Annotated in this window: 17 protein-coding genes and 1 pseudogene; 5 read left to right on the top strand and 13 right to left on the bottom strand. The window is 63.8% G+C overall.

Translation table 11 applies throughout. The features are described 5' to 3' along the window. Nucleotides 1-12 precede the first annotated feature (12 nt). The 5 genes from X726_RS146025 to X726_RS146045 are packed head-to-tail and all read left to right on the top strand — an operon-like array spanning nucleotide 13 to nucleotide 4,642. Nucleotides 13-885, top strand: a complete 873-nt coding sequence (locus X726_RS146025; protein WP_023671903.1) for an ABC transporter permease — start codon at nucleotides 13-15, stop codon at nucleotides 883-885. Next, nucleotides 885-1,682 carry an ABC transporter permease gene (locus tag X726_RS146030; RefSeq protein ID WP_023671902.1) on the top strand — a complete coding sequence of 266 codons (798 nt, stop codon included), beginning with the start codon at nucleotides 885-887 and terminating at the stop codon, nucleotides 1,680-1,682. Before X726_RS146025 ends, X726_RS146030 begins: the two co-directional genes overlap by 1 nt. After that, nucleotides 1,679-2,794, top strand: coding sequence for an ABC transporter ATP-binding protein (locus X726_RS146035; protein ID WP_023671901.1), 1,116 nt, complete (start codon nucleotides 1,679-1,681; stop codon nucleotides 2,792-2,794). Before X726_RS146030 ends, X726_RS146035 begins: the two co-directional genes overlap by 4 nt. Before the next feature lie 35 nt (nucleotides 2,795-2,829). After that, nucleotides 2,830-4,215: an FAD-binding oxidoreductase gene (locus X726_RS146040; RefSeq protein ID WP_023671900.1), complete on the top strand. Its 1,386-nt coding sequence runs from the start codon at nucleotides 2,830-2,832 to the stop codon at nucleotides 4,213-4,215. Between the two features lie 58 nt (nucleotides 4,216-4,273). Continuing rightward, nucleotides 4,274-4,642 carry a cupin domain-containing protein gene (locus X726_RS146045; RefSeq protein WP_081725355.1) on the top strand — a complete coding sequence of 123 codons (369 nt, stop codon included), beginning with the start codon at nucleotides 4,274-4,276 and terminating at the stop codon, nucleotides 4,640-4,642. 23 nt (nucleotides 4,643-4,665) lie between these two features. Here the strand turns inward: X726_RS146045 and X726_RS146050 are convergent, their stop codons facing one another. The 13 genes and pseudogenes from X726_RS146050 to X726_RS01000000167305 all read right to left on the bottom strand — a co-directional run. Then, complete coding sequence (locus X726_RS146050; RefSeq protein WP_023671898.1) at nucleotides 4,666-6,309, bottom strand: MFS transporter; 1,644 nt, start codon at nucleotides 6,307-6,309, stop codon at nucleotides 4,666-4,668. 223 nt (nucleotides 6,310-6,532) lie between these two features. Next, nucleotides 6,533-8,401, bottom strand: coding sequence for an asparagine synthase (glutamine-hydrolyzing) (gene asnB / locus X726_RS146055; protein WP_023671897.1), 1,869 nt, complete (start codon nucleotides 8,399-8,401; stop codon nucleotides 6,533-6,535). A 71-nt stretch (nucleotides 8,402-8,472) separates the two neighbouring features. Then, nucleotides 8,473-8,739, bottom strand: coding sequence for a flagellar biosynthesis protein FliQ (fliQ, locus tag X726_RS146060; RefSeq protein WP_023671896.1), 267 nt, complete (start codon nucleotides 8,737-8,739; stop codon nucleotides 8,473-8,475). Between the two features lie 24 nt (nucleotides 8,740-8,763). Further along, nucleotides 8,764-9,171, bottom strand: a complete 408-nt coding sequence (gene flgD / locus X726_RS146065) for a flagellar hook assembly protein FlgD (RefSeq protein ID WP_023671895.1) — start codon at nucleotides 9,169-9,171, stop codon at nucleotides 8,764-8,766. Continuing rightward, nucleotides 9,171-9,614, bottom strand: coding sequence for a flagellar biosynthesis repressor FlbT (gene flbT / locus X726_RS146070; protein ID WP_023671894.1), 444 nt, complete (start codon nucleotides 9,612-9,614; stop codon nucleotides 9,171-9,173). Before flbT ends, flgD begins: the two co-directional genes overlap by 1 nt. Next, nucleotides 9,611-9,958: a flagellar biosynthesis regulator FlaF gene (flaF, locus tag X726_RS146075; RefSeq protein ID WP_023671893.1), complete on the bottom strand. Its 348-nt coding sequence runs from the start codon at nucleotides 9,956-9,958 to the stop codon at nucleotides 9,611-9,613. Before flaF ends, flbT begins: the two co-directional genes overlap by 4 nt. A 30-nt stretch (nucleotides 9,959-9,988) precedes the next feature. After that, nucleotides 9,989-11,032, bottom strand: coding sequence for a flagellar hook-associated family protein (locus X726_RS146080; protein WP_023671892.1), 1,044 nt, complete (start codon nucleotides 11,030-11,032; stop codon nucleotides 9,989-9,991). Nucleotides 11,033-11,035: 3 nt separating this feature from the next. Next, nucleotides 11,036-12,490, bottom strand: coding sequence for a flagellar hook-associated protein FlgK (flgK, locus tag X726_RS146085; protein WP_023671891.1), 1,455 nt, complete (start codon nucleotides 12,488-12,490; stop codon nucleotides 11,036-11,038). Between the two features lie 176 nt (nucleotides 12,491-12,666). Further along, the gene (locus X726_RS146090; protein ID WP_023671890.1) at nucleotides 12,667-13,920 is read right to left on the bottom strand and encodes a flagellar hook protein FlgE; all 1,254 of its coding nucleotides are present in this window, start codon (nucleotides 13,918-13,920) and stop codon (nucleotides 12,667-12,669) included. A gap of 94 nt (nucleotides 13,921-14,014) precedes the next feature. Next, a complete protein-coding gene (locus X726_RS146095; RefSeq protein WP_023671888.1) occupies nucleotides 14,015-14,683 on the bottom strand; it encodes a response regulator transcription factor in 669 nt (222 codons plus the stop codon). A gap of 220 nt (nucleotides 14,684-14,903) precedes the next feature. Then, a complete protein-coding gene (locus X726_RS146100) occupies nucleotides 14,904-15,497 on the bottom strand; it encodes a transglycosylase SLT domain-containing protein (protein WP_245272150.1) in 594 nt (197 codons plus the stop codon). Further along, complete coding sequence (locus X726_RS146105) at nucleotides 15,424-16,809, bottom strand: flagellar hook-length control protein FliK (RefSeq protein ID WP_023671886.1); 1,386 nt, start codon at nucleotides 16,807-16,809, stop codon at nucleotides 15,424-15,426. The genes X726_RS146100 and X726_RS146105 overlap by 74 nt, the downstream gene beginning before the upstream one ends. After that, nucleotides 16,806-16,990 (bottom strand): annotated as a pseudogene (locus X726_RS01000000167305) (chemotaxis protein MotC); the annotation flags it as partial. The gene X726_RS146105 and the pseudogene X726_RS01000000167305, both read right to left, overlap by 4 nt.

Genomic DNA, 16,990 nt, shown 5'->3' with positions numbered 1-16,990 from the left:
GAGAGCCAGGCCGTGAGCGCGTCCGAACCCATCGCCCAACCCGCCGCCCATGCGCGGTCGGGTCGGGCATGGCGGCCGTTCGCGCTCACGGCGCCGGCGCTCATCCTGCTCGTCGCGGTGATCGGGTATCCGCTGCTCACCATCGTGCTGCGCAGCCTGTCGGAACCTGAGTGGGGGCTGCAGAACTATGCCTGGTTCTTCGGCGCGCCGGTCAACCTGACAGTGCTGCAGCGGACTTTCGTCATTTCGGCCTGGGTGACGCTGGTCTGCGTCATCGCGGCCTATCCCTATGCCTATCTGATGACCGCGGTCGGGCCGCGCGTCCGGCTGGTGCTTGTGCTTTGCGTGCTGATCCCGTTCTGGGTGAGTGGTGTGGTGCGAACGCTGTCATGGGTGATCCTGCTGCAGGATTCGGGCGTCATCAATTCGTTGCTGCGCTCGGTCGGGTTCGGCGCGGTCAAGCTGATCCGCACCCAGACCGGCGTGGTCATCGGCATGGCGCAGGTGCTGTTGCCGTTCATGATCCTGCCGCTCTATTCCGTGATGCAAGGCATCGACCTCAGGCTGATGCGTGCGGCGCAAAGCCTCGGTGCGCGGCCGTCGCGCGCGTTCTTCACCGTCTATCTGCCGCTGTCGCTGCCCGGCGTCTATGCCGGCGCGGTCATCGTCTTCATCCTGTCGCTCGGCTTCTACATCACGCCGGCTTTGCTCGGCGGCCCGCGCTCGACCATGCTGTCGACGCTGGTGCAGACGCAGGTGCTGAGCCTGCTGCAATGGGGCAGGGGCGGCGCCATGGGCGTCGTTCTGCTGGTCACCACCTTCGTGCTGCTGGCGCTGGCAGCACCTGTGATGCGGTCCAGGCATCGGGAAGCGGGGCGGCGCTGATGGAGATGAAGCCGCTCACCCGCGTTCTTCTCGGGCTCGTCTGCCTGCTGGTGGCGATATGGCTGGTGGCGCCGACGCTGGTCGTGGTGCCGATGTCGTTCAACGAAAACAAATCGCTGGCGTTTCCGCCGCAAGGCTTTTCCTGGCAGTGGTACCAGAATTTCGCCACCAATCCGGACTGGTCGAACAGCTTCCTGAATTCGCTGAAGGTCGCCTCGATCGTGGCGGTGCTGGCGACGGTGCTCGGCACGCTTGCCACCTTCGGCCTCGACCGCATGAAGGCGCGGCCGGCGAACCTTTTGCGTATGCTGATGCTGACGCCGATGGTGGTGCCGGGCGTGGTGCTGGCGATCGGCATCTATGCCGTCTATCTCGACACGCAGCTCGTCGGGACGCTGCTCGGCTTCGTGCTGGCCCACACCATCCTTGCGCTGCCCTTCGTGCTGATCGCGGTCTCGGCCAGTCTCGAAGTGTTCGACCGCCGGCTGGAGACAGCCGCAGCCAGCCTGGGCGCCGGCGCACTGACCACGTTTCGCACGGTGACGCTGCCGCTGATCGCGCCGGGCGTGCTCTCGGGCCTGCTGTTCGCCTTCGCCACCTCGTTCGACGAGATTGTCGTGTCGCTGTTCATCACGAACCCCTATCTCAAGACATTGCCGGTGCAGATCTTCGCCTCGATTACGCGCGATGCCGACCCGACGGTGGCGGCCGTCGGCACGATCCTGCTTTTCGCGACCACGATCCTGATCGCCGGCGGCATGCTCCTTCTTGGCCGCGAGCGGAAAGGACGCCAATGAATCCGAAGCCGACAAGCAAGGGCGCCTCGATCGATCTCGAAGCGATCAGCAAGGCCTATGGCGGCTTCAAGGCGCTGGACGGCGTGTCGCTGCGCATCGAGCCCGGCGAGTTCATGACGCTGCTTGGCCCCAGTGGTTCGGGCAAGACGACGACGCTCAACGTGATCGCCGGTTTTACCGACGTCACCAGCGGCAAGCTTTTGGTTGGGGAAAAGAGCGTCGTCGGCGTGCCGGCGCACAAGCGCAACATCGGCGTCGTCTTCCAGCACTACGCGCTGTTCCCGCATATGAGCGTCGGCCGCAACGTCGCCTATCCGCTGACGCTGCGCGGCGTCGACCAGGCGACGCGGCAGACACGCGTGGCAAGGGCGCTCGACATGGTCAAGATGGGCGATTTTGCGCATCGCTATCCCAGCGAATTGTCGGGAGGCCAGCAGCAGCGCGTGGCGTTGGCACGCGCCATCGTCTTCGACCCGCCGCTGCTCTTGATGGACGAGCCGCTCGGCGCGCTCGACAAGAAGCTGCGCGAATGGCTGCAGCTCGAGATCAAGCGCATCCACCGCGAGCTCGGCACCACCTTCGTCTATGTCACGCATGATCAGGAAGAGGCGCTGGTGCTGTCCGACCGCATCGCCGTGTTCAACCGCGGGCGCATCGAGCAGGTCGGCACCGGCCGTCAGCTCTATGACGAGCCGGCAACGCTGTTCGTCGGCCGCTTCATCGGCGATTCCACCGTGCTGCGCGGCAAGGCGCGCAGCGATGGCAACAGCACCGCGCTGAGCATCGCCGGCGAGACGGTGACGGTACCGCGTAAGCTGTCGGGAGAAGCCAGTCCGGTGATGCTGCTGCGTCCCGAAAAGCTCGCGATCCAAAGAGCCGGCCAAAGTGCTGCCAATGGCGCCAACCGCCTGTCGGGGACGATCGCGGAAGCCATCTATCTCGGCTCGGAATCGAAATACGAAGTTAAGCTCGCCGACGGCTCGGCCGCGATCGTGCGCTCACCGGTGACCGGCGAGAGTTTTGGCCTCGGCGACAAGGTCGAGCTCTGCTTCGACGGCAGCGACGCCAAGCTGCTGGCGGACGACGCAAGCGCCGACACCACACTCACCTGATCCCATCTGGCCTGATCCCATCTGAAAGTCATTCCATGCAAGCCAAGCGCAACGGCGACATATCGTTCTGGTATGCGGATCTGGGGGCGGTTCCCGTTCCGCGCCCGCCCTTGCCTGGAAACATCGAGGCCGATGTCGCCATTGTCGGCGCCGGCTATACCGGCCTGTGGACCGCCTACTATCTGAAAAAGGCGAAGCCATCGCTGCGCGTCGTGATCGTCGAGCGCGAAATTGCCGGCTTCGGCGCTTCGGGGCGCAATGGCGGCTGGCTGTCGGGCGGCTTCAGCTGGTCGCGCGAAAAATATCTCAAGACATCGAGCCGCGAAGGCGTGATGGCGATGCAGGCGGCGATGGCAGGCTGCGTTGATGAAGTGATCCGGGTCGCGACCGAGGAAGGCATCGACGCCGACATTCGCCGCGTCGACAATCTGACGGTGGCCACCAACGCAGCGCAGTTGGAGCGCGTGCGCGAAGAATGCGAGACGATCCGTTCCTGGGATGTCGACCCGAACCGCGTCGAGATGCTGGACGCCGCCTCAACGCGCACGCGCATCAACATCCGTAACGTCATGGGCGGCTTCGTCGTCCATGGCCAGGCGCGGGTGCAGCCGGCCAAGCTGGTGCGTGGGCTTGCCGATGCCGTCGAGCGGCTGGGCGTGCCGATCTATGAGAAGACGACGGTGACAAGCATCGCCAAGGGCAGCGTGACGACAGACCGCGGTACGGTGCAGGCGGAGACGATCATCCGCGCGACCGAGGGTTTTACATCAGGCATCCCCGGCGAGGAGCGGACCTGGCTGGCGCTCAACAGCGCGCAGATCGTGACTGAGCCGCTGCCGCCCGACCTGTGGCGCGACATCGGTTGGGAAGGGCACGAACTGCTCGGCAATGCGGCGCATGCCTATTGCTATGCCCAGCGCACGCGTGAGGGACGCATCACGATGGGCGGACGCGGCGTGCCTTATCGCTACGGCTCGCGCACCGACGTCAACGGCCAGACGCAGCAGGCCACGATCGACCAGCTGCACACGATCCTGACGACGCTCTTGCCGCAGACCAAGGGATGCCGCATCGATCACGCCTGGTGCGGCGTGCTCGGCGTGCCGCGCGACTGGTGCACCACGGTCGGCCTCGATCCCGCGACCCGCATCGGCTGGGCCGGCGGCTATGTCGGCCTCGGCGTGTCCAGCTCCAACCTTTCGGGGCGCACGCTGGCTGACCTTGTTCTCGGGGCAAACACCGAGCTGACGAAGCTGCCCTGGGTCAACCGCAAGGTCAGGCCATGGGAACCGGAGCCCTTCCGCTGGCTGGGCGTGCATTCGATGTACCAGCTTTATCGCATTGCCGATGGCCGCGAGGCGGCAGGGCTTGCGCGCACCTCGAAGCTGGCCGCGTTGGCCGACAGCATCACCGGCCACTAAAGCCATTTGTTCTCACGCAATTCCGGGGCAGACCCCTTTCCTGGAATTGCTCTTATCCATGGAGCTAGACTTGATCGATCTTTCGACCTTCCACGATCTCGCCAAGGCCGAGATCGGCGCGTTCTCTCCTAAGCCAAGCTCGATTGAAGGCGATCAGGTCGAGGCCGTGCGCTCGTTCTTTCAATCGCCTGACGGGACTGTCGATGTCGGCATCTGGGAATGCACGCCCGGCCGCTTCACCGCCGATCGTTCGGACTCGTCGGAGATCTGCCACATCATTTCGGGGCGCGTGGAACTGAGCCGCATCGATGGCGAGGTGCGGGAACTCGGTCCGGGCGATCTCCTCGTCCTGCCGCAGGGCTGGAAGGGCGAGTGGCTGATACGCGAGACCACGCGCAAGCTCTACATGATCCAGAGCGCCGGCTGACCGGCGCTACGGCTATGGCGAGCTCAGTGATCGATCGGCCCCTTCGGCGAGACCAGCGCGGTGCCGGCGGTCGTCGGGCGCTCGATCAGGCGGCGCACGCGCGGCGGTTCGTCGCCGCTGTGCAGCGCCCGCACCCGCTCGCCGACGACGGCGTCGGCATGGGTGGCGCGCCGGTTGTGGCGGATGTATTCCAGCCAGGTCGGCGTGTGGTAGTGTTCGATCCAGACTGCGGGATTTTCTAGGTCCCGAGCCAGCGTCCAGTTGCGGGCGCCGTCGCGGCGGCGGATGCGCCCGCGCTCGGCCATGGTGGCGAGGAATTCGGGTACATCTTCGTCGCGGATAATGTACTCTATCATGATGGCGATGGGGCCGCTGCGCGGCTTCAGGTCGAGGCCGAGATGCGGCTCCTTGAAGCGGTTGAGCGGGTCGAGGTTGAGAGTCGTCTGCTGCGGCAGCGGCAGGAACAGGCCGATGGCGCCGCCAACAAGCATCGCGATGGCCGCCGCAATCAGCGCGGTTTCGGCGCCATGCGCATCGGCAACGACGCCCCAGATCCAGCTGCCCAGCGCAATGCCGCCGAAGGTCGCCGTCTGGTAGACCGACAGCACCCGGCCGACGACCCAGCGCGGCGTCGACATCTGCACCGTGACGTTGAAATGCGACAGCGCGATCACCCAGCAGGCGCCGCCGATGAGCAAACCCGCCGCAGTCTGCCAGGCATTGAGGCTGATGGCGGCATTGAAGGCGCAGACGGCAAAGCCGGCGAAGGCCATCCGCACCATCGTCTCGCTGGACAGCAATTGTCTGAGACGCACGCTTATCAGCGCGCCGCCGACGGCGCCGATGCCGAAGGCGCCGAGCATGATGCCGTAGGTCAAGGCATCGCCCTTGACGACGTCGCGCGCCACCAGCGGCAGCAGCGCCAAAACCGCGCCGGCGCTGAAGCCGAAGGCGGAGCCCCTGACCAGCACCTTGCCGATGTTGGGCGACATGGCGACATAGCGCAGGCCGGCGCCCATGGCGGCGCCCAGCGTCTCGCGCGGCAGCGTCGAGACCGGCAGCTCCGGCTTCCAGCGGAAGAGCACGATGATGAGACCTATATAGCTCAGCGCATTGGCGGCGAACGCAGCAGCCGCACCAGCGGCGGCAACGATGATGCCGCCGATCGCCGGGCCGACGCTGCGTGTCAGGTTGAAGCCCAGTGAATTGAGTGCAACCGCGGCCGGCAGCTTGTTGCGCGGCACCATGTCGCCGACCGATGCCTGCCAGGACGGGTTGTTGAGCGCCGTGCCGCTGTCGATTAGGAAGGTGAAGGCAAGCAGCGTCCACGGCGTCATCCAGCCGTTCCAGGTGAACAGCGTTAGAAGTGCAGAGACGACCAGCATGAAGATTTGGGCGATCAGCATCACCTTGCGCCGGTTGAAGCTGTCGGCGATGGCGCCGGCGACGAGTGCAAACAGCATGATCGGCAGAGTGGCCGAGGCCTGGACCAGCGCCACCTGATAGGGCGACGTGGCGATGGTGGTCATCATCCAGGCGGCGCCGACGCCCTGGATCAGGCCACCGAAATTCGACACCAGGCTGGCCGACCAGACGGCGCGGAAGATGCCGTGTCGGAACGGCGCCAGCGCCGAAACGCGTTCGCTGTCCGGCTCGTCATCGATCATCAGACCTGTCCCACCTTAACGTGCTGGTTTCGTCCGCGGGGACGACAATCATGGCATCCGTTTGAAATAGAGCACGACATCCAAAAGGGCGAACGCGTCTTCGAAAAAGATCATGGTCCAACAACAGGATAGCAAGGCGAAAATACGTCAGCCGGGAATGGTCCGCTACCCAGAGCGATGTTCTCATTGGTCCACTGCGCGGGGCTGTCGGCCGCGCGCGAAGTCAGCTTCTGTCCCGGGCAGCGGTATGCAAGGCTTCGGTCAGCGTGCCTGTCGTCTCGCCGCCGGCGTGAAGGCGCAGGAAAAGCTCCATGCCGACAAGCCGCAGCCTGGACGGTGGCTCGCGCCGCGCCAACTGGACCATGTCCTCCAAATTCGCGGCGGGCCATTTCAAGGCATCGTGCAGGAAACCGCCGCGTAGCAAAGTCTCCGTGCCGGCCGAAAATTGCGAGGACATCTCGAAGCCGATCTTGCGCGCCTGGACGTTCTGGCGCGGAATATGCTTTTCAGCGACCTTTCGCAAAAGCCATTTTCCTGTTTTGTCGCGGTATTTCTGCCGCCTCGGCAAATGGATGGCGAAGTCGATCAGGCGGTTTTCCAGGAACGGGACCCGCAGTTCCACGGACGCCGCCATGCTCAGCCGGTCGTGCCGGTGCAGGATGTCCTGCAGATGCGAATAGAGGTCGTAGAGGCAACTACCGAGAAAGGCGCGATCCGCGGGCGGCATAACCGGCTCCAGGCGGTCGAAGATCTCGGTTTGCAGAAAATTCAGCTCCGGCGACAAAGCACGCAGGACCATGCTGCGATCCATTTGTGAGTGGCTTCCAGCCGAGACCTTGTAGGGGGCATGACGCTGTTGCTCGAATCTCCGGTCGAGCGAGCGCTTCGAATGGACCAGGCGCCGGGGCCACGACCAGGAACGCCACTTCTTCATGCTCAAGGCCTGCAAGGGGTAGCCGCCAAACAATTCGTCTGCGCCTTCGCCGGTGAGCAGCACCTTGACGCCATCGGCCCGGCATCGTTCGGCAAGCGCCAGCAGTGCGACATGGCTGGCGTGCCAGCCATCGCTTTCAAGATGCCAGATTACCCTTGGCCAAAGTTCGAAAAACCGGTTCCTGTCGACCGGCACCCGGCGCAAGGGCACGCCGACATGGCGGCCGGTGCGTTCGGCGTCTTCGGCCTCGCTGTTGCCGAGCTGCGGGTCGACGACATAACCGTGGACTTCCGGCCTGAACCGCTTTGCCAGCGCCGTTATCAGGCCGGAATCGACACCGCTGCTGCAGGCGGTGGCAACGCTGGTATCGGCGATGCAGTGAAGTCCGACGCTGTCCTTGAGCAACGCCTCGAGCGTCGCCATGTGTTCAGCATCAGCGGATGCATCGCCGGTAATGCGCGCGGTCTCCAGCACGTCCAGCACATGCCAGAAGCGGCGCTTCTCGATAACGCCATCGGTGATCTTCCACAGGCCGGCGGGCGGCAGGCGCTCGATGCGGTCGAACAGGCTGTAGCTGGAATCGCGGCTCTGCCAGGCAAGCCGCAAGGTGATCTCGCGGCTGTCGATGTCGCGCGGAAAACCGTCGCAGGCGAGGATCGCCTTGTCCTCCGAGGCGAACAGGATTCGCTCCGGCGTGTCGGCCACCGACATCGGCTTGATTCCAAGACGGTCACGCGCAAGCCACAGCGCACTGCTGCGAGCGTCGAAATAGGCGAAGGAAAACATCCCGTCGAACAGCGGCACGGCTTTTTCGGGGCCCCAGTGATGCAAGGCTTCGAGAACCACTTCGGCATCGCAGATGGTTCGAAAGACGACGCCTTGCGCCTGCAGCGTTTCGCGCAGCGAGCGGTAATTGTAGACCTCGCCATTGTAGACGAGAACGCCATCGCCGGAAGAAGTCAGCATCGGCTCACGGGCGGCGGGCGAGGGATCGATGATGGTAAGTCGGCGGTGACCGAGCGCCAGCCGATTGTTGTGCCAGCTGTCATGATCGTCGGGGCCGCGATGTACCAACGCCTGCATCATGCTGGCGACATCCGACAGGTCGTTGGCGTCGATCGGGTTTCGTTTGCGCCAGACGCCGGCTATTCCGCACATGGCCTGCCGGTGAGTTCTGCCTGAGTCATGGCCTGCAATCTAGCCGGAACACAGCCGCCTGCAAGCGCTGCCTAGAACCCGTTTTCAATGCGCTCGAAAATGACGTTGGTGAAGGCCGAGATCTGGCTGCCGATGAACGGACCGGTCAGCGCCACGACCAGCATGATGGCGACGATCTTGGGCACGAAGGTCAGGGTGATTTCCTGGATCTGGGTCAGGGCCTGGATCAGGGCAATGCCGATGCCGACCACCATGGCGACCAGCACCACCGGCGCGGAAGCAACAAGCACCGTCCATACCGCGTACTGGACGATGTCGAGTGCGTCGGCCTCGTTCATGTGAGCGCGCCTCTATGGAACTGTCTAGCTGGCCGGCTTTATCGAAACGCCCGCGCCGACCGGCACTTCGGTGCCGTTCTGCAACACGGCGATCACGCCGTTGCTTGCAAGCTTGACCGAGGCCACGACGCCGGTCGTCTTGCCGTCGGCCGAGGTGATCGAGCGGCCGATCAAGGCATCGGCCTGCGACAGCGCCGAGGACTGCATGATCTGGTCGAGCTTGGTGTTGGTCTGCACCGATTGCTCTACCTGCGAGAAGGTGGCGAGCTGGGCGACATACTGCGTCGAATCCATCGGTTTCGTCGGATCCTGGTTCTTCATCTCGGCGATCAACAGCTTCAGGAACGACTGGTAGTCGACCGCTGTCTTCGACGTCTGCTGGGTGCCCTGGTTGGCGCCCGTGGGGATCGTCGTCGTCATGTCCACATTCATCAGTATTGTGCTCCCACGGCCAGCGGGCGCTTCGCACCCTGAACATCGTCATTGCCGCCAAGTGCGCGGCGTTCGAGCGGATAAAGCGCACGGATAGCCTTCAGCGCTTCATAGATATGGTCTTCGCCGACCATGCGGTCGATCTGCTTCAGCGCGCCACTGATCTGCTCATCCTCGAAGCTTGCCAAAAGCAAGGGCAGCGAGCGGCGGAACATGGCGCGCGCCTCGATGGCGCCGGCCGGGTTCATCAGCATCACCTGCAGGATGAAATAGAGCTGCTTGAGCGGCGTCAAGGCATCGTCGGCCTGGATGACATGGTTCTCGAGCAGGAACTGTACGTCGTTCATCAGCTCGACGGTGACCTTGCGGTCGACGCGGATGACGGCGCCGTTGATGTAGATCTTCTCGTTCGGCTTCAGCGATATCTTCAGCGTGTTGGTCATTGAATGCCGTCCCGGATGATCTGGGACACTTCGATCAGCCCTTCGAAATTGTCGGTGCGGCCCTGGCGGATGTCCTCGGCCTCGCGCAGCAGCCACAGGCCGATGGAGATGAGGTTGGCGCGCAGTTCCTTGGGCAGGACATTGTCGCTGGAACCGAGATCCTCGACGAAGGTGGTCCAGACCCGGTTGGTGAAGTGCAGCGCTTCGACCGCCTCCATCGAGGTGTGGCCGACCGCCGCCGCCGCCGCCAGCATTTCGATCGAGCGGGTCAAAAGCTGCCGCTCGCGATCTTTCGCATCGGCAACGGAGTCGGTCTGGATGTCGGCGTAGGAGAATTGGTACATCGTTTGGCTCTACCGTTGCGGTTGAGATTGTCAGGTCAGGTAGTTCAGCAGGCTCATCTGCTGCAGGCGCGCGGTCAGCGCGAAGGACGTCTCGATATGCTGCGTCAGATCCGCGACGCGGGTGGCTGCCTCGGCGGGGTCGACGCCTTCCAGATCAAGGATATGGCGCTCGAACAGGTCGACCTGCGTCTTCATGCGGTCGCTGGCGTCGGAGACCCGCTTCTCGGCAAGGCCGGTCTCGGCCTGCAGTTGCCCTAGCCCGCCCAGCGCCTCGCCGACCATCGCCTGGGCGCGGCCGACAACGGTGGTCTTCGCCGCCTGGCTGATATTGCCGGACAGCAGGCCGGTGATCAGGGCGGAAGCCATGGCGAGCTTGCGGATGCTGTCGTCATTGGCGCTGGCCGAGGTTTGGGTGGTTTCGCCCAGCGAAATGCGGCTGACGATCTGCTGGTCGGTGGCGTTCGACCAGTTGGCCTGCCAGCCGGAGCCCATGAACTGCGGCAAGACATTGCTGGTGATGAAGCCGTCCATCTGGGCGGCGGTGATGTTGGCAGCGAGCGGATCGGCCTGCGTGAAGCCGAAATACGACGAGAAGGAAGCGTCGAACGCCGCCTTGGCCGGCGAGCCCGCGGCGGTGAAATCGTCGATCGGCTTGACGTCGGTGTTGGTGCCGGCAAACAGATATTCGCCGTTGACGCTGGCGTTGAGGATAGAGGTCATCTGCTGCACGGCGGCCTTGCCGGCTTGCTGCGTGATGGTGCTCGAGGAATTGCCGGCGGCGGTCAGCGCGGTCAGCAAATTCTGCGCAGTGTCGGAAAGCTGGCCAAGCGCAGCCTGCGTCGAGGACAGCCGCGCGGTGACCAGCGAATTGGAATCGATGATGACGTTCAACCGGTCGAGGTCGCGCGAGAAGGTGACCGCCTGCGAGGTGCGCGCGCCGAGCGCCAGACCGACATCGGCGACGGTGCCGGTCGTCGATTCCTTGGTGGCTTTGACCAGTTCGGCCTGCATGCGCATCTGCTGATAGCGCGCGGCGTTGGAGAGGGCGGCTGATGAGACGGATGTGGCTTTCATGGCTTATCCTACGGCATCGAGCAGGGCCGACAGCATGTCGTCGACGGTTTTCATCATGCGCGCCGAGGCCTGATAGGTGTGTTCGAGGTCGAGCAGCAGCGACATCTCCTGGTCGACATTGACGCCGGTGTCGTTGGACAGCGCCTCGGCGGTGCGCGATGCCAGCGCTTCCTTGGCGTCTGCATTGCTCGAGGCCTGCTGGCGCTGGCCTTCGAACCAGCCAATGGCATTGGCGGCGTAGTCGGAGACGCTGGACGTGACGGTGATGCCGGCCGCAGCGTCGAAAGGCATCGGCTTGTCGAGCTTGTCGCCATAGCCGATCAAGAGCTGCGAATAGGAGGCGTTGCCGGCAGTGTTGGCGATATAGGCCGCACCATTGGCGCCGCCGTCGCGCAGCAGCACCGGATTGCCGCCGACGCTCGAGTCCATTGCGGCGTTGACCTTGATCGAGCCGGCAAGCCCGTCGATCAGCGTGCCGGCGGCCGGAATGGCGGGCGCACCCGACCAGGTGAACAGGCCGGTTCGGTCGGGCTGCGAAGGTGCTGTTTCGGCAAAGGCGGTGATGAGGCCGCGCGCCACTTCGTCGAGCTGGCTCTGCATCGTCGCCGCGACGCCGTCGCGCAAGGTGATGAGCCCGGCGAGCTTGCCGTCGGCGCTGGTGTTGCCGCCAGCCCCGGCGCTGACCGGCACATTGTCGATGTAGATGGTGTTGCCTGGTGTGCCGGCCGTGTAGCCCGCCGACGGGGTGAAACTTACCGAGCGCGGAATGGTCTCGAACAGTGTCGTGCCATCCCTGGTGGTGATGACCATGTCGTTGTCGCCACGCGTGAAGGTCGACACCGGCACATAGTCCGCGATCTTCTTCAGCAAAGCGTCGCGCTGGTCGAGCGCGTCGGATGCGTCGGTACCCGAACGGGTTGCGGAGATGACCGCCTTGTTGGCGTCCTGGAACTGACTAAGCAGCGAGTTGAGATCGTTAACCGCCGTTGATATCTCGCCATCGGCCTGGGTGCGGAAATCCTGGATCGCGTTGGTGCCGTCGTTCAGAGCGCGCACCACCTGCTGGGCCGCGTCGATGACGCTGGAGCCGAGGTTCTGGTTGGATGGCGTAGCGGCGTAAAGCTGCAGCGCGTTCTGCAGCTTGCCGATCGCGGTCGAGGCAGAGGAGGCGTTGTCGACGCCGTTGACTGCAACGGCGAGGCGGTCAATTCCGCTGTAAAGCGTGCTCTGGCCGCTCCATGCCGATTGCGCGCTAAGGTTCTGGCGAAACAGCAGGGCGTTGGTGGCGCGCTGGATCTCGACCGAGCGGGCGCCGGGCGCGCTGCTGACGACGACCGCCGTGCGGCGGGCATAGTCGGGGTTGCTGGCGTCGGCAATATTGCGGGAAAGGACGCTGGTCTGCTTCGATGTGGTCTGAAGCGACTGTTGGGCTATGGTCAATGCGGAAGTCAGCGACATGCGGGTCTTTCACGAGGCCAGTGGGGAGGGGATGACGTCTCTGCCCTGTCGGCGGCGTCGGCGTTCGGAAACCTGCAATTCCAGACCACCCCGGCCGGTTTGCCGGTGTGGCCTTGAATTCGAAATCCGCGCACCGCGCTGCTCTGGTTTGGGTTCATTCCCCTGGCGCCCGTCGTTTATCTCTTCAGGTTGACAAGGACATCCATGAGGTCGGAACCGGTCTGGAACACTTTCGAGTTAGCGGTGTAGCTGCGCTGCGCCGCGATCATGTTGGTCAATTCCTCGGCGATATCGACGTTGGAATTTTCCAACGCGCCGGAGATGATGCTGCCGAGCTTGCCTTCATTGGCGAAGCCGATGCGCACGGTGCCGGAGTCGGTGGACTGCGCATAGACATTGCCAGGCAGTGCGGTGAGGTTGTCGGCGCTCTGGACGTCGGCCAGTGGGATCTTGAACAGCGGCTTGGTCGAGCCGTCCTGATACTGGGCGTAAATGACTCCGTCCTCGCCGATCTGGATCTTTTCGATCGTGCTGGGCGCGTTGCCGTTGACCTTGGCTTCGGAGACCGTGAAGCCGGTGCCGAGCTGAGTCAGCTTGGACAAATCGAGGTCGAGCGACGCACCGCCCGGTACGGGGATCGTTATGCTGTCGACCGCGCCGGTTAGCTTGCCGGTGGTGGTGTCGAAGGTCAGGTTGGCCGTGGCCAGCGCGCCGCCCGTATAGGGGAAGGATGTGCCCGGCGTCGCCTGGGACTGGTCGAACACAGAGACCGACCAGGCGCCGGTGCCGGTGTTGGTGAAATAGACGTCGAGCAGCTTCTTGTTGCCGAGATTGTCGTAGGTGACCATCGAGGACTTCGACGTGTATTCGGCGGTCGGGCTGTTGGTGGAAGGCAGCGGACCGGCGGGCGGCGTGGCGCCAGCCGGCAGATTGGCATTGAAATTGCCCGTGGTGCTGGGCGTCGCGGTCATTTCCTGGTCGGAGATCTGGACCGGCACCAGCCCTTCGAAACCGTTGGCGGTGGCAGCCGGTGTGCCGTTGGCGTAGCTGTAGGCCATCAGCTGGTAGCCGGCGGCGTTGACCAGTCTGCCCTGAGCGTCGGGAACGAATGCGCCGGCGCGGGTGAGGAAAGGCGTTCCGCTGGGGTCCTGGACGACGAAGAAACCGTTGCCGTTGACCGCAAGGTCGGAAACCGAGGTCGTGTACTGCAGCACGCCCTGGGCGCTGATGGCCGAGCGGATGGTGGTGTTGACGCCGCCGGAATTATAGGCGCCGCCGACCTGCGGCATGATCAGCGTCGAAAACTCGGCCGAGGATCGCTTGTAGCCGGTGGTGTCGGAATTGGCGATGTTGTCGGCTGTCGCGGACAGGCGGTTGGCCTGGGCGTTCATGCCGGAAACGCCGGTCCGCATCATTCCGTAAAGGCTCATCGAAACGTCTCCTCAATGCCCAAGATCGTTGGGCCTATGTCTGTGGTCGCGAGGATATAATTTTTGTCTTGCGCGAGGCTGGCGCAGACCGGCATCAGAACACCAGCCGGTAGCCGAGGAAGCGCTTGGAATCTATTGGGTCCTGACCAAGCTTTTCGCGCAGTTTCTTGCGCAATTTGGAGATGTGGCTCTCGACGACGTTCTCCTCGACCTCTTCGTCGAAGATGCCGTAGATGGCGTTGAAGACCTGGGTCTTGGTGACGCGGCGTCCGCGGTTGCTCGCCAGATATTCGAGGATGCGGCGTTCGCGGCGCGGCAGAGGCAGCGGCTGGCCATCGATCTCGGGATCGCGGCCATCCATGAAGATGCGCATGGCGCCGATCTCGGTGTAGCTGACGTCCTCATAGGCGCGGCGGCGGATGGCGGTGATGCGGGCCAGGATCTCCCGAATATGGACCGGCTTGCGGATGACGTCGTCGACACCGCTCTCGAACAGCCGCAGCGTATTCTCGAGCGAGTGCTGTTCGCTCAGCGCAATGACCGGAGCGCCGGTGCGGTCGCGGATCTGGCGTGGCGAGATGGCGCCTTCGCGGCAGTCGCCGATGAGGAAGGCTCGGACTGATCGCAAATCCGTGTCGGCGGCCGATGTCACCCACTCGCCGAATTCACCGGACGCGAAGCCTGCACAGGCAACGCCCTCACGATCGAAAAGTGAATTATAGCCTTCAGTTACGAGCTCTCGCTCGTCAACGATTACAATCATCGGCCCCGCCTCCGAATCAGATCATCTGCCCCGTGGGAAGAGGCGTAACCGGTGCAGGGAATCCTGAACAACCGTCATTTCTTGTAGCTATTTTCTTGGGAGTTATTTCGAGTTTCGAAATAACCGCAATCAGGAGGTTGTATCGTTGGTTGCCGAACGGGTGACGTGGCACGTCACCCGCCGGGCGTGGATTTGCAGCCGTTCGCAAGAGATGATTCACCTAAAGGTTGCAAAAATTGCGGGCGTTCGGGGTCCATTTGCCGAAGCCGGTGGCGACCATATTGGCGATGACGCGGCAGACATAGAATTTCTGCGCGGGATCATTGTCGGGGCCGGCGTGGTAGCGGGCGACGGCCATCGACCAGCTGACATGACGCGCATGCAGGCTGGCCAGGAAGCGTGCGGCATAGTCGACATTCTGGCGCGGGTCGAGCATGTCGTCGACGCTGCGGAAATGCGCGGCGTGATAGTGATGGTTGATCTGCATGCAGCCGAGATCGATGAGTGTCTTGCCGTCGCGCCGGGCTGCTTCGAAGGTGGCCAGGGCCTCGGTGCGGTTCCTTGGAAATACCGCTTTCCCCTCTATATTCAACGCATTAGGTTGCAAGCTACCCTTCTTGCCGGTCTCGGTCAGCCCGACCGCATAGAGGATGCCGGCGGGCACGCCATAGCGGTCGGCGGCACGCAAAATCTCGGGCTCGCAAGGGTTGGTGGCGGCGGTGGCCGGCTTGGTGGCGAGGCTAGATAAACATATCGTCGCCAGCGCGCTCGCCAGCAGGCGCGCCAGCGCGGCCGAATTCCTGGGCATCGTCATTGCGGTTTCTTCCCGACTGCTGGCCGCCCGAACCCGTATTGTTGCCGCTCGAGTTTCCGGGCTGAAAAGCGGACTGGTCGCGGCCTTGCGGCATTGGATGCGAGTTCGCTGCATCGCTGCGGGCCGCTGCGTGGATCGCTATCGAGGGTTGCAGGATGGTGACCTTGTCGACATCGAAGCCGAGCCCGCGCAACGACTTCACGATGGCGTCGCTGTCGGTGGCGAGACGGCGGTAAGCCTCATGGGTTTCGGGCTTCAATTCTATCGAAAGTTGTTCTCCGGAAAGCCTGAGACTGGCGGTGACCATGCCGAGCTCTGCCGGGTGAAGCTCGATCTTCAATATATGTGTCGGAACGGCAACAGAACCGGCCGTCTGGGCGGTCGTCGACGGCGTCGAAACCGCTTGCCGCAGGCCGTTATCCGAAGCCAGCGCGTCGATAAGCGCCGAAGTCGTTTGGTTTATCGGACTATGCGCCGGCGCGGGGAAGCTCTGTTCGGCGACAATGTCGACGCGCGCAGCGAATGGCGGCTGTTTTCCCTGTGTGGACGATGCCGCGGAATGGGCTCCATCGACGGACTTCGCCGACGGCGCGGACCGTTTTGCCTCGGGTGCCGAAACGTCGCTTGCCGTCTGGTCCGCCGGTAGAGGAGGCGTCGGACCATCCTGGTGCGGCAGTTTGCCGGACTGGAGCCCGATCGCGGGCAGCTTTTGCGCCTGATCCTGTGCGGAAACGCTGGTACCGGGCTTGGCCCGTTCGGATCGCGTCGTCGTGTCGAGTCTGTCGTCAATGCCGGACGCTGCGCGGTGTCTCTTCAGAGGCGACGTCTGTGCAGAAATGGCCTCGCCAGCGGGCGCCGGTTGTCCAGTCTGTCCATTCGTCGCGATGCCGTTCCCGCTTGTCCGGACCGTTGAGAAATGCCTGATATCGTGCAACGCCAGCACCAGTGGCAAATGATCCTGCAGCGATCCTGCATCCGCGTCTCGTCCGGCCACCTCAGCGTCCTTGGATGGTTTGTCCGGGCCACTATCGGCATGTTCTTTTGCGGCCTTGCCGGCAGCGGATTTCGTCCCCGTTTTGCCAGACTGGGTGTGTGGGATTTCGCTTTTGCCGGGACCGGCAGGGCTGCGTTTGGCCCAATGCGGCTCGTGCGACGCGGCCTCAATTGCTCCCTGGCCTATCGGTGTCGGCGCATCGTCGTCGCCGCGCACCATGTCGCCGAAGCTTTTGTCGCCGCCCTTGGCGTTTGAGGCCGACTGCTTCGATCCGGCGTGCGCGGGAGCCGGCAGGGCCTGGCCAACATTGGTGGTCATTTCGGGGCTGCTCCAAGCATCTGGTCGATCAAATCGAGCTGGCGACGCGTCCTCGCCATGGCGGCGTCGGTGGGATCGGCTGGCTCTACGGCGGCGGGGGCCGGCGCCGATGCCGGCACGACCGGAGCCGCATCGCTGGCCGAGGCGACTGCAGGCGTTTCCGCCGCCTTTGCCTCTGGCG

The sequence above is a fragment of the Mesorhizobium sp. LSJC285A00 genome, assembly GCF_000503155.1.
GTDB lineage: Bacteria > Pseudomonadota > Alphaproteobacteria > Rhizobiales > Rhizobiaceae > Mesorhizobium.
This window is presented reverse-complemented; position numbering and strand designations above follow the sequence as displayed.

What these genes read in the sequence shown, in the direction of transcription:
- X726_RS146030 (WP_023671902.1), top strand. Translation starts at nt 885, where the DNA reads ATGGAGATGAAGCCGCTCACCCGCGTTCTTCTCGGGCTCGTCTGCCTG.
- X726_RS146035 (WP_023671901.1), top strand. Translation starts at nt 1,679, where the DNA reads ATGAATCCGAAGCCGACAAGCAAGGGCGCCTCGATCGATCTCGAAGCG.
- X726_RS146040 (WP_023671900.1), top strand. Translation starts at nt 2,830, where the DNA reads ATGCAAGCCAAGCGCAACGGCGACATATCGTTCTGGTATGCGGATCTG.
- X726_RS146045 (WP_081725355.1), top strand. Translation starts at nt 4,274, where the DNA reads ATGGAGCTAGACTTGATCGATCTTTCGACCTTCCACGATCTCGCCAAG.
- X726_RS146050 (WP_023671898.1), bottom strand. Translation starts at nt 6,309, where the DNA reads ATGATCGATGACGAGCCGGACAGCGAACGCGTTTCGGCGCTGGCGCCG.
- asnB (WP_023671897.1), bottom strand. Translation starts at nt 8,401, where the DNA reads ATGTGCGGAATAGCCGGCGTCTGGCGCAAACGAAACCCGATCGACGCC.
- fliQ (WP_023671896.1), bottom strand. Translation starts at nt 8,739, where the DNA reads ATGAACGAGGCCGACGCACTCGACATCGTCCAGTACGCGGTATGGACG.
- flgD (WP_023671895.1), bottom strand. Translation starts at nt 9,171, where the DNA reads ATGAATGTGGACATGACGACGACGATCCCCACGGGCGCCAACCAGGGC.
- flbT (WP_023671894.1), bottom strand. Translation starts at nt 9,614, where the DNA reads ATGACCAACACGCTGAAGATATCGCTGAAGCCGAACGAGAAGATCTAC.
- flaF (WP_023671893.1), bottom strand. Translation starts at nt 9,958, where the DNA reads ATGTACCAATTCTCCTACGCCGACATCCAGACCGACTCCGTTGCCGAT.
- X726_RS146080 (WP_023671892.1), bottom strand. Translation starts at nt 11,032, where the DNA reads ATGAAAGCCACATCCGTCTCATCAGCCGCCCTCTCCAACGCCGCGCGC.
- flgK (WP_023671891.1), bottom strand. Translation starts at nt 12,490, where the DNA reads ATGTCGCTGACTTCCGCATTGACCATAGCCCAACAGTCGCTTCAGACC.
- X726_RS146090 (WP_023671890.1), bottom strand. Translation starts at nt 13,920, where the DNA reads ATGAGCCTTTACGGAATGATGCGGACCGGCGTTTCCGGCATGAACGCC.
- X726_RS146095 (WP_023671888.1), bottom strand. Translation starts at nt 14,683, where the DNA reads ATGATTGTAATCGTTGACGAGCGAGAGCTCGTAACTGAAGGCTATAAT.
- X726_RS146100 (WP_245272150.1), bottom strand. Translation starts at nt 15,497, where the DNA reads ATGACGATGCCCAGGAATTCGGCCGCGCTGGCGCGCCTGCTGGCGAGC.
- X726_RS146105 (WP_023671886.1), bottom strand. Translation starts at nt 16,809, where the DNA reads ATGACCACCAATGTTGGCCAGGCCCTGCCGGCTCCCGCGCACGCCGGA.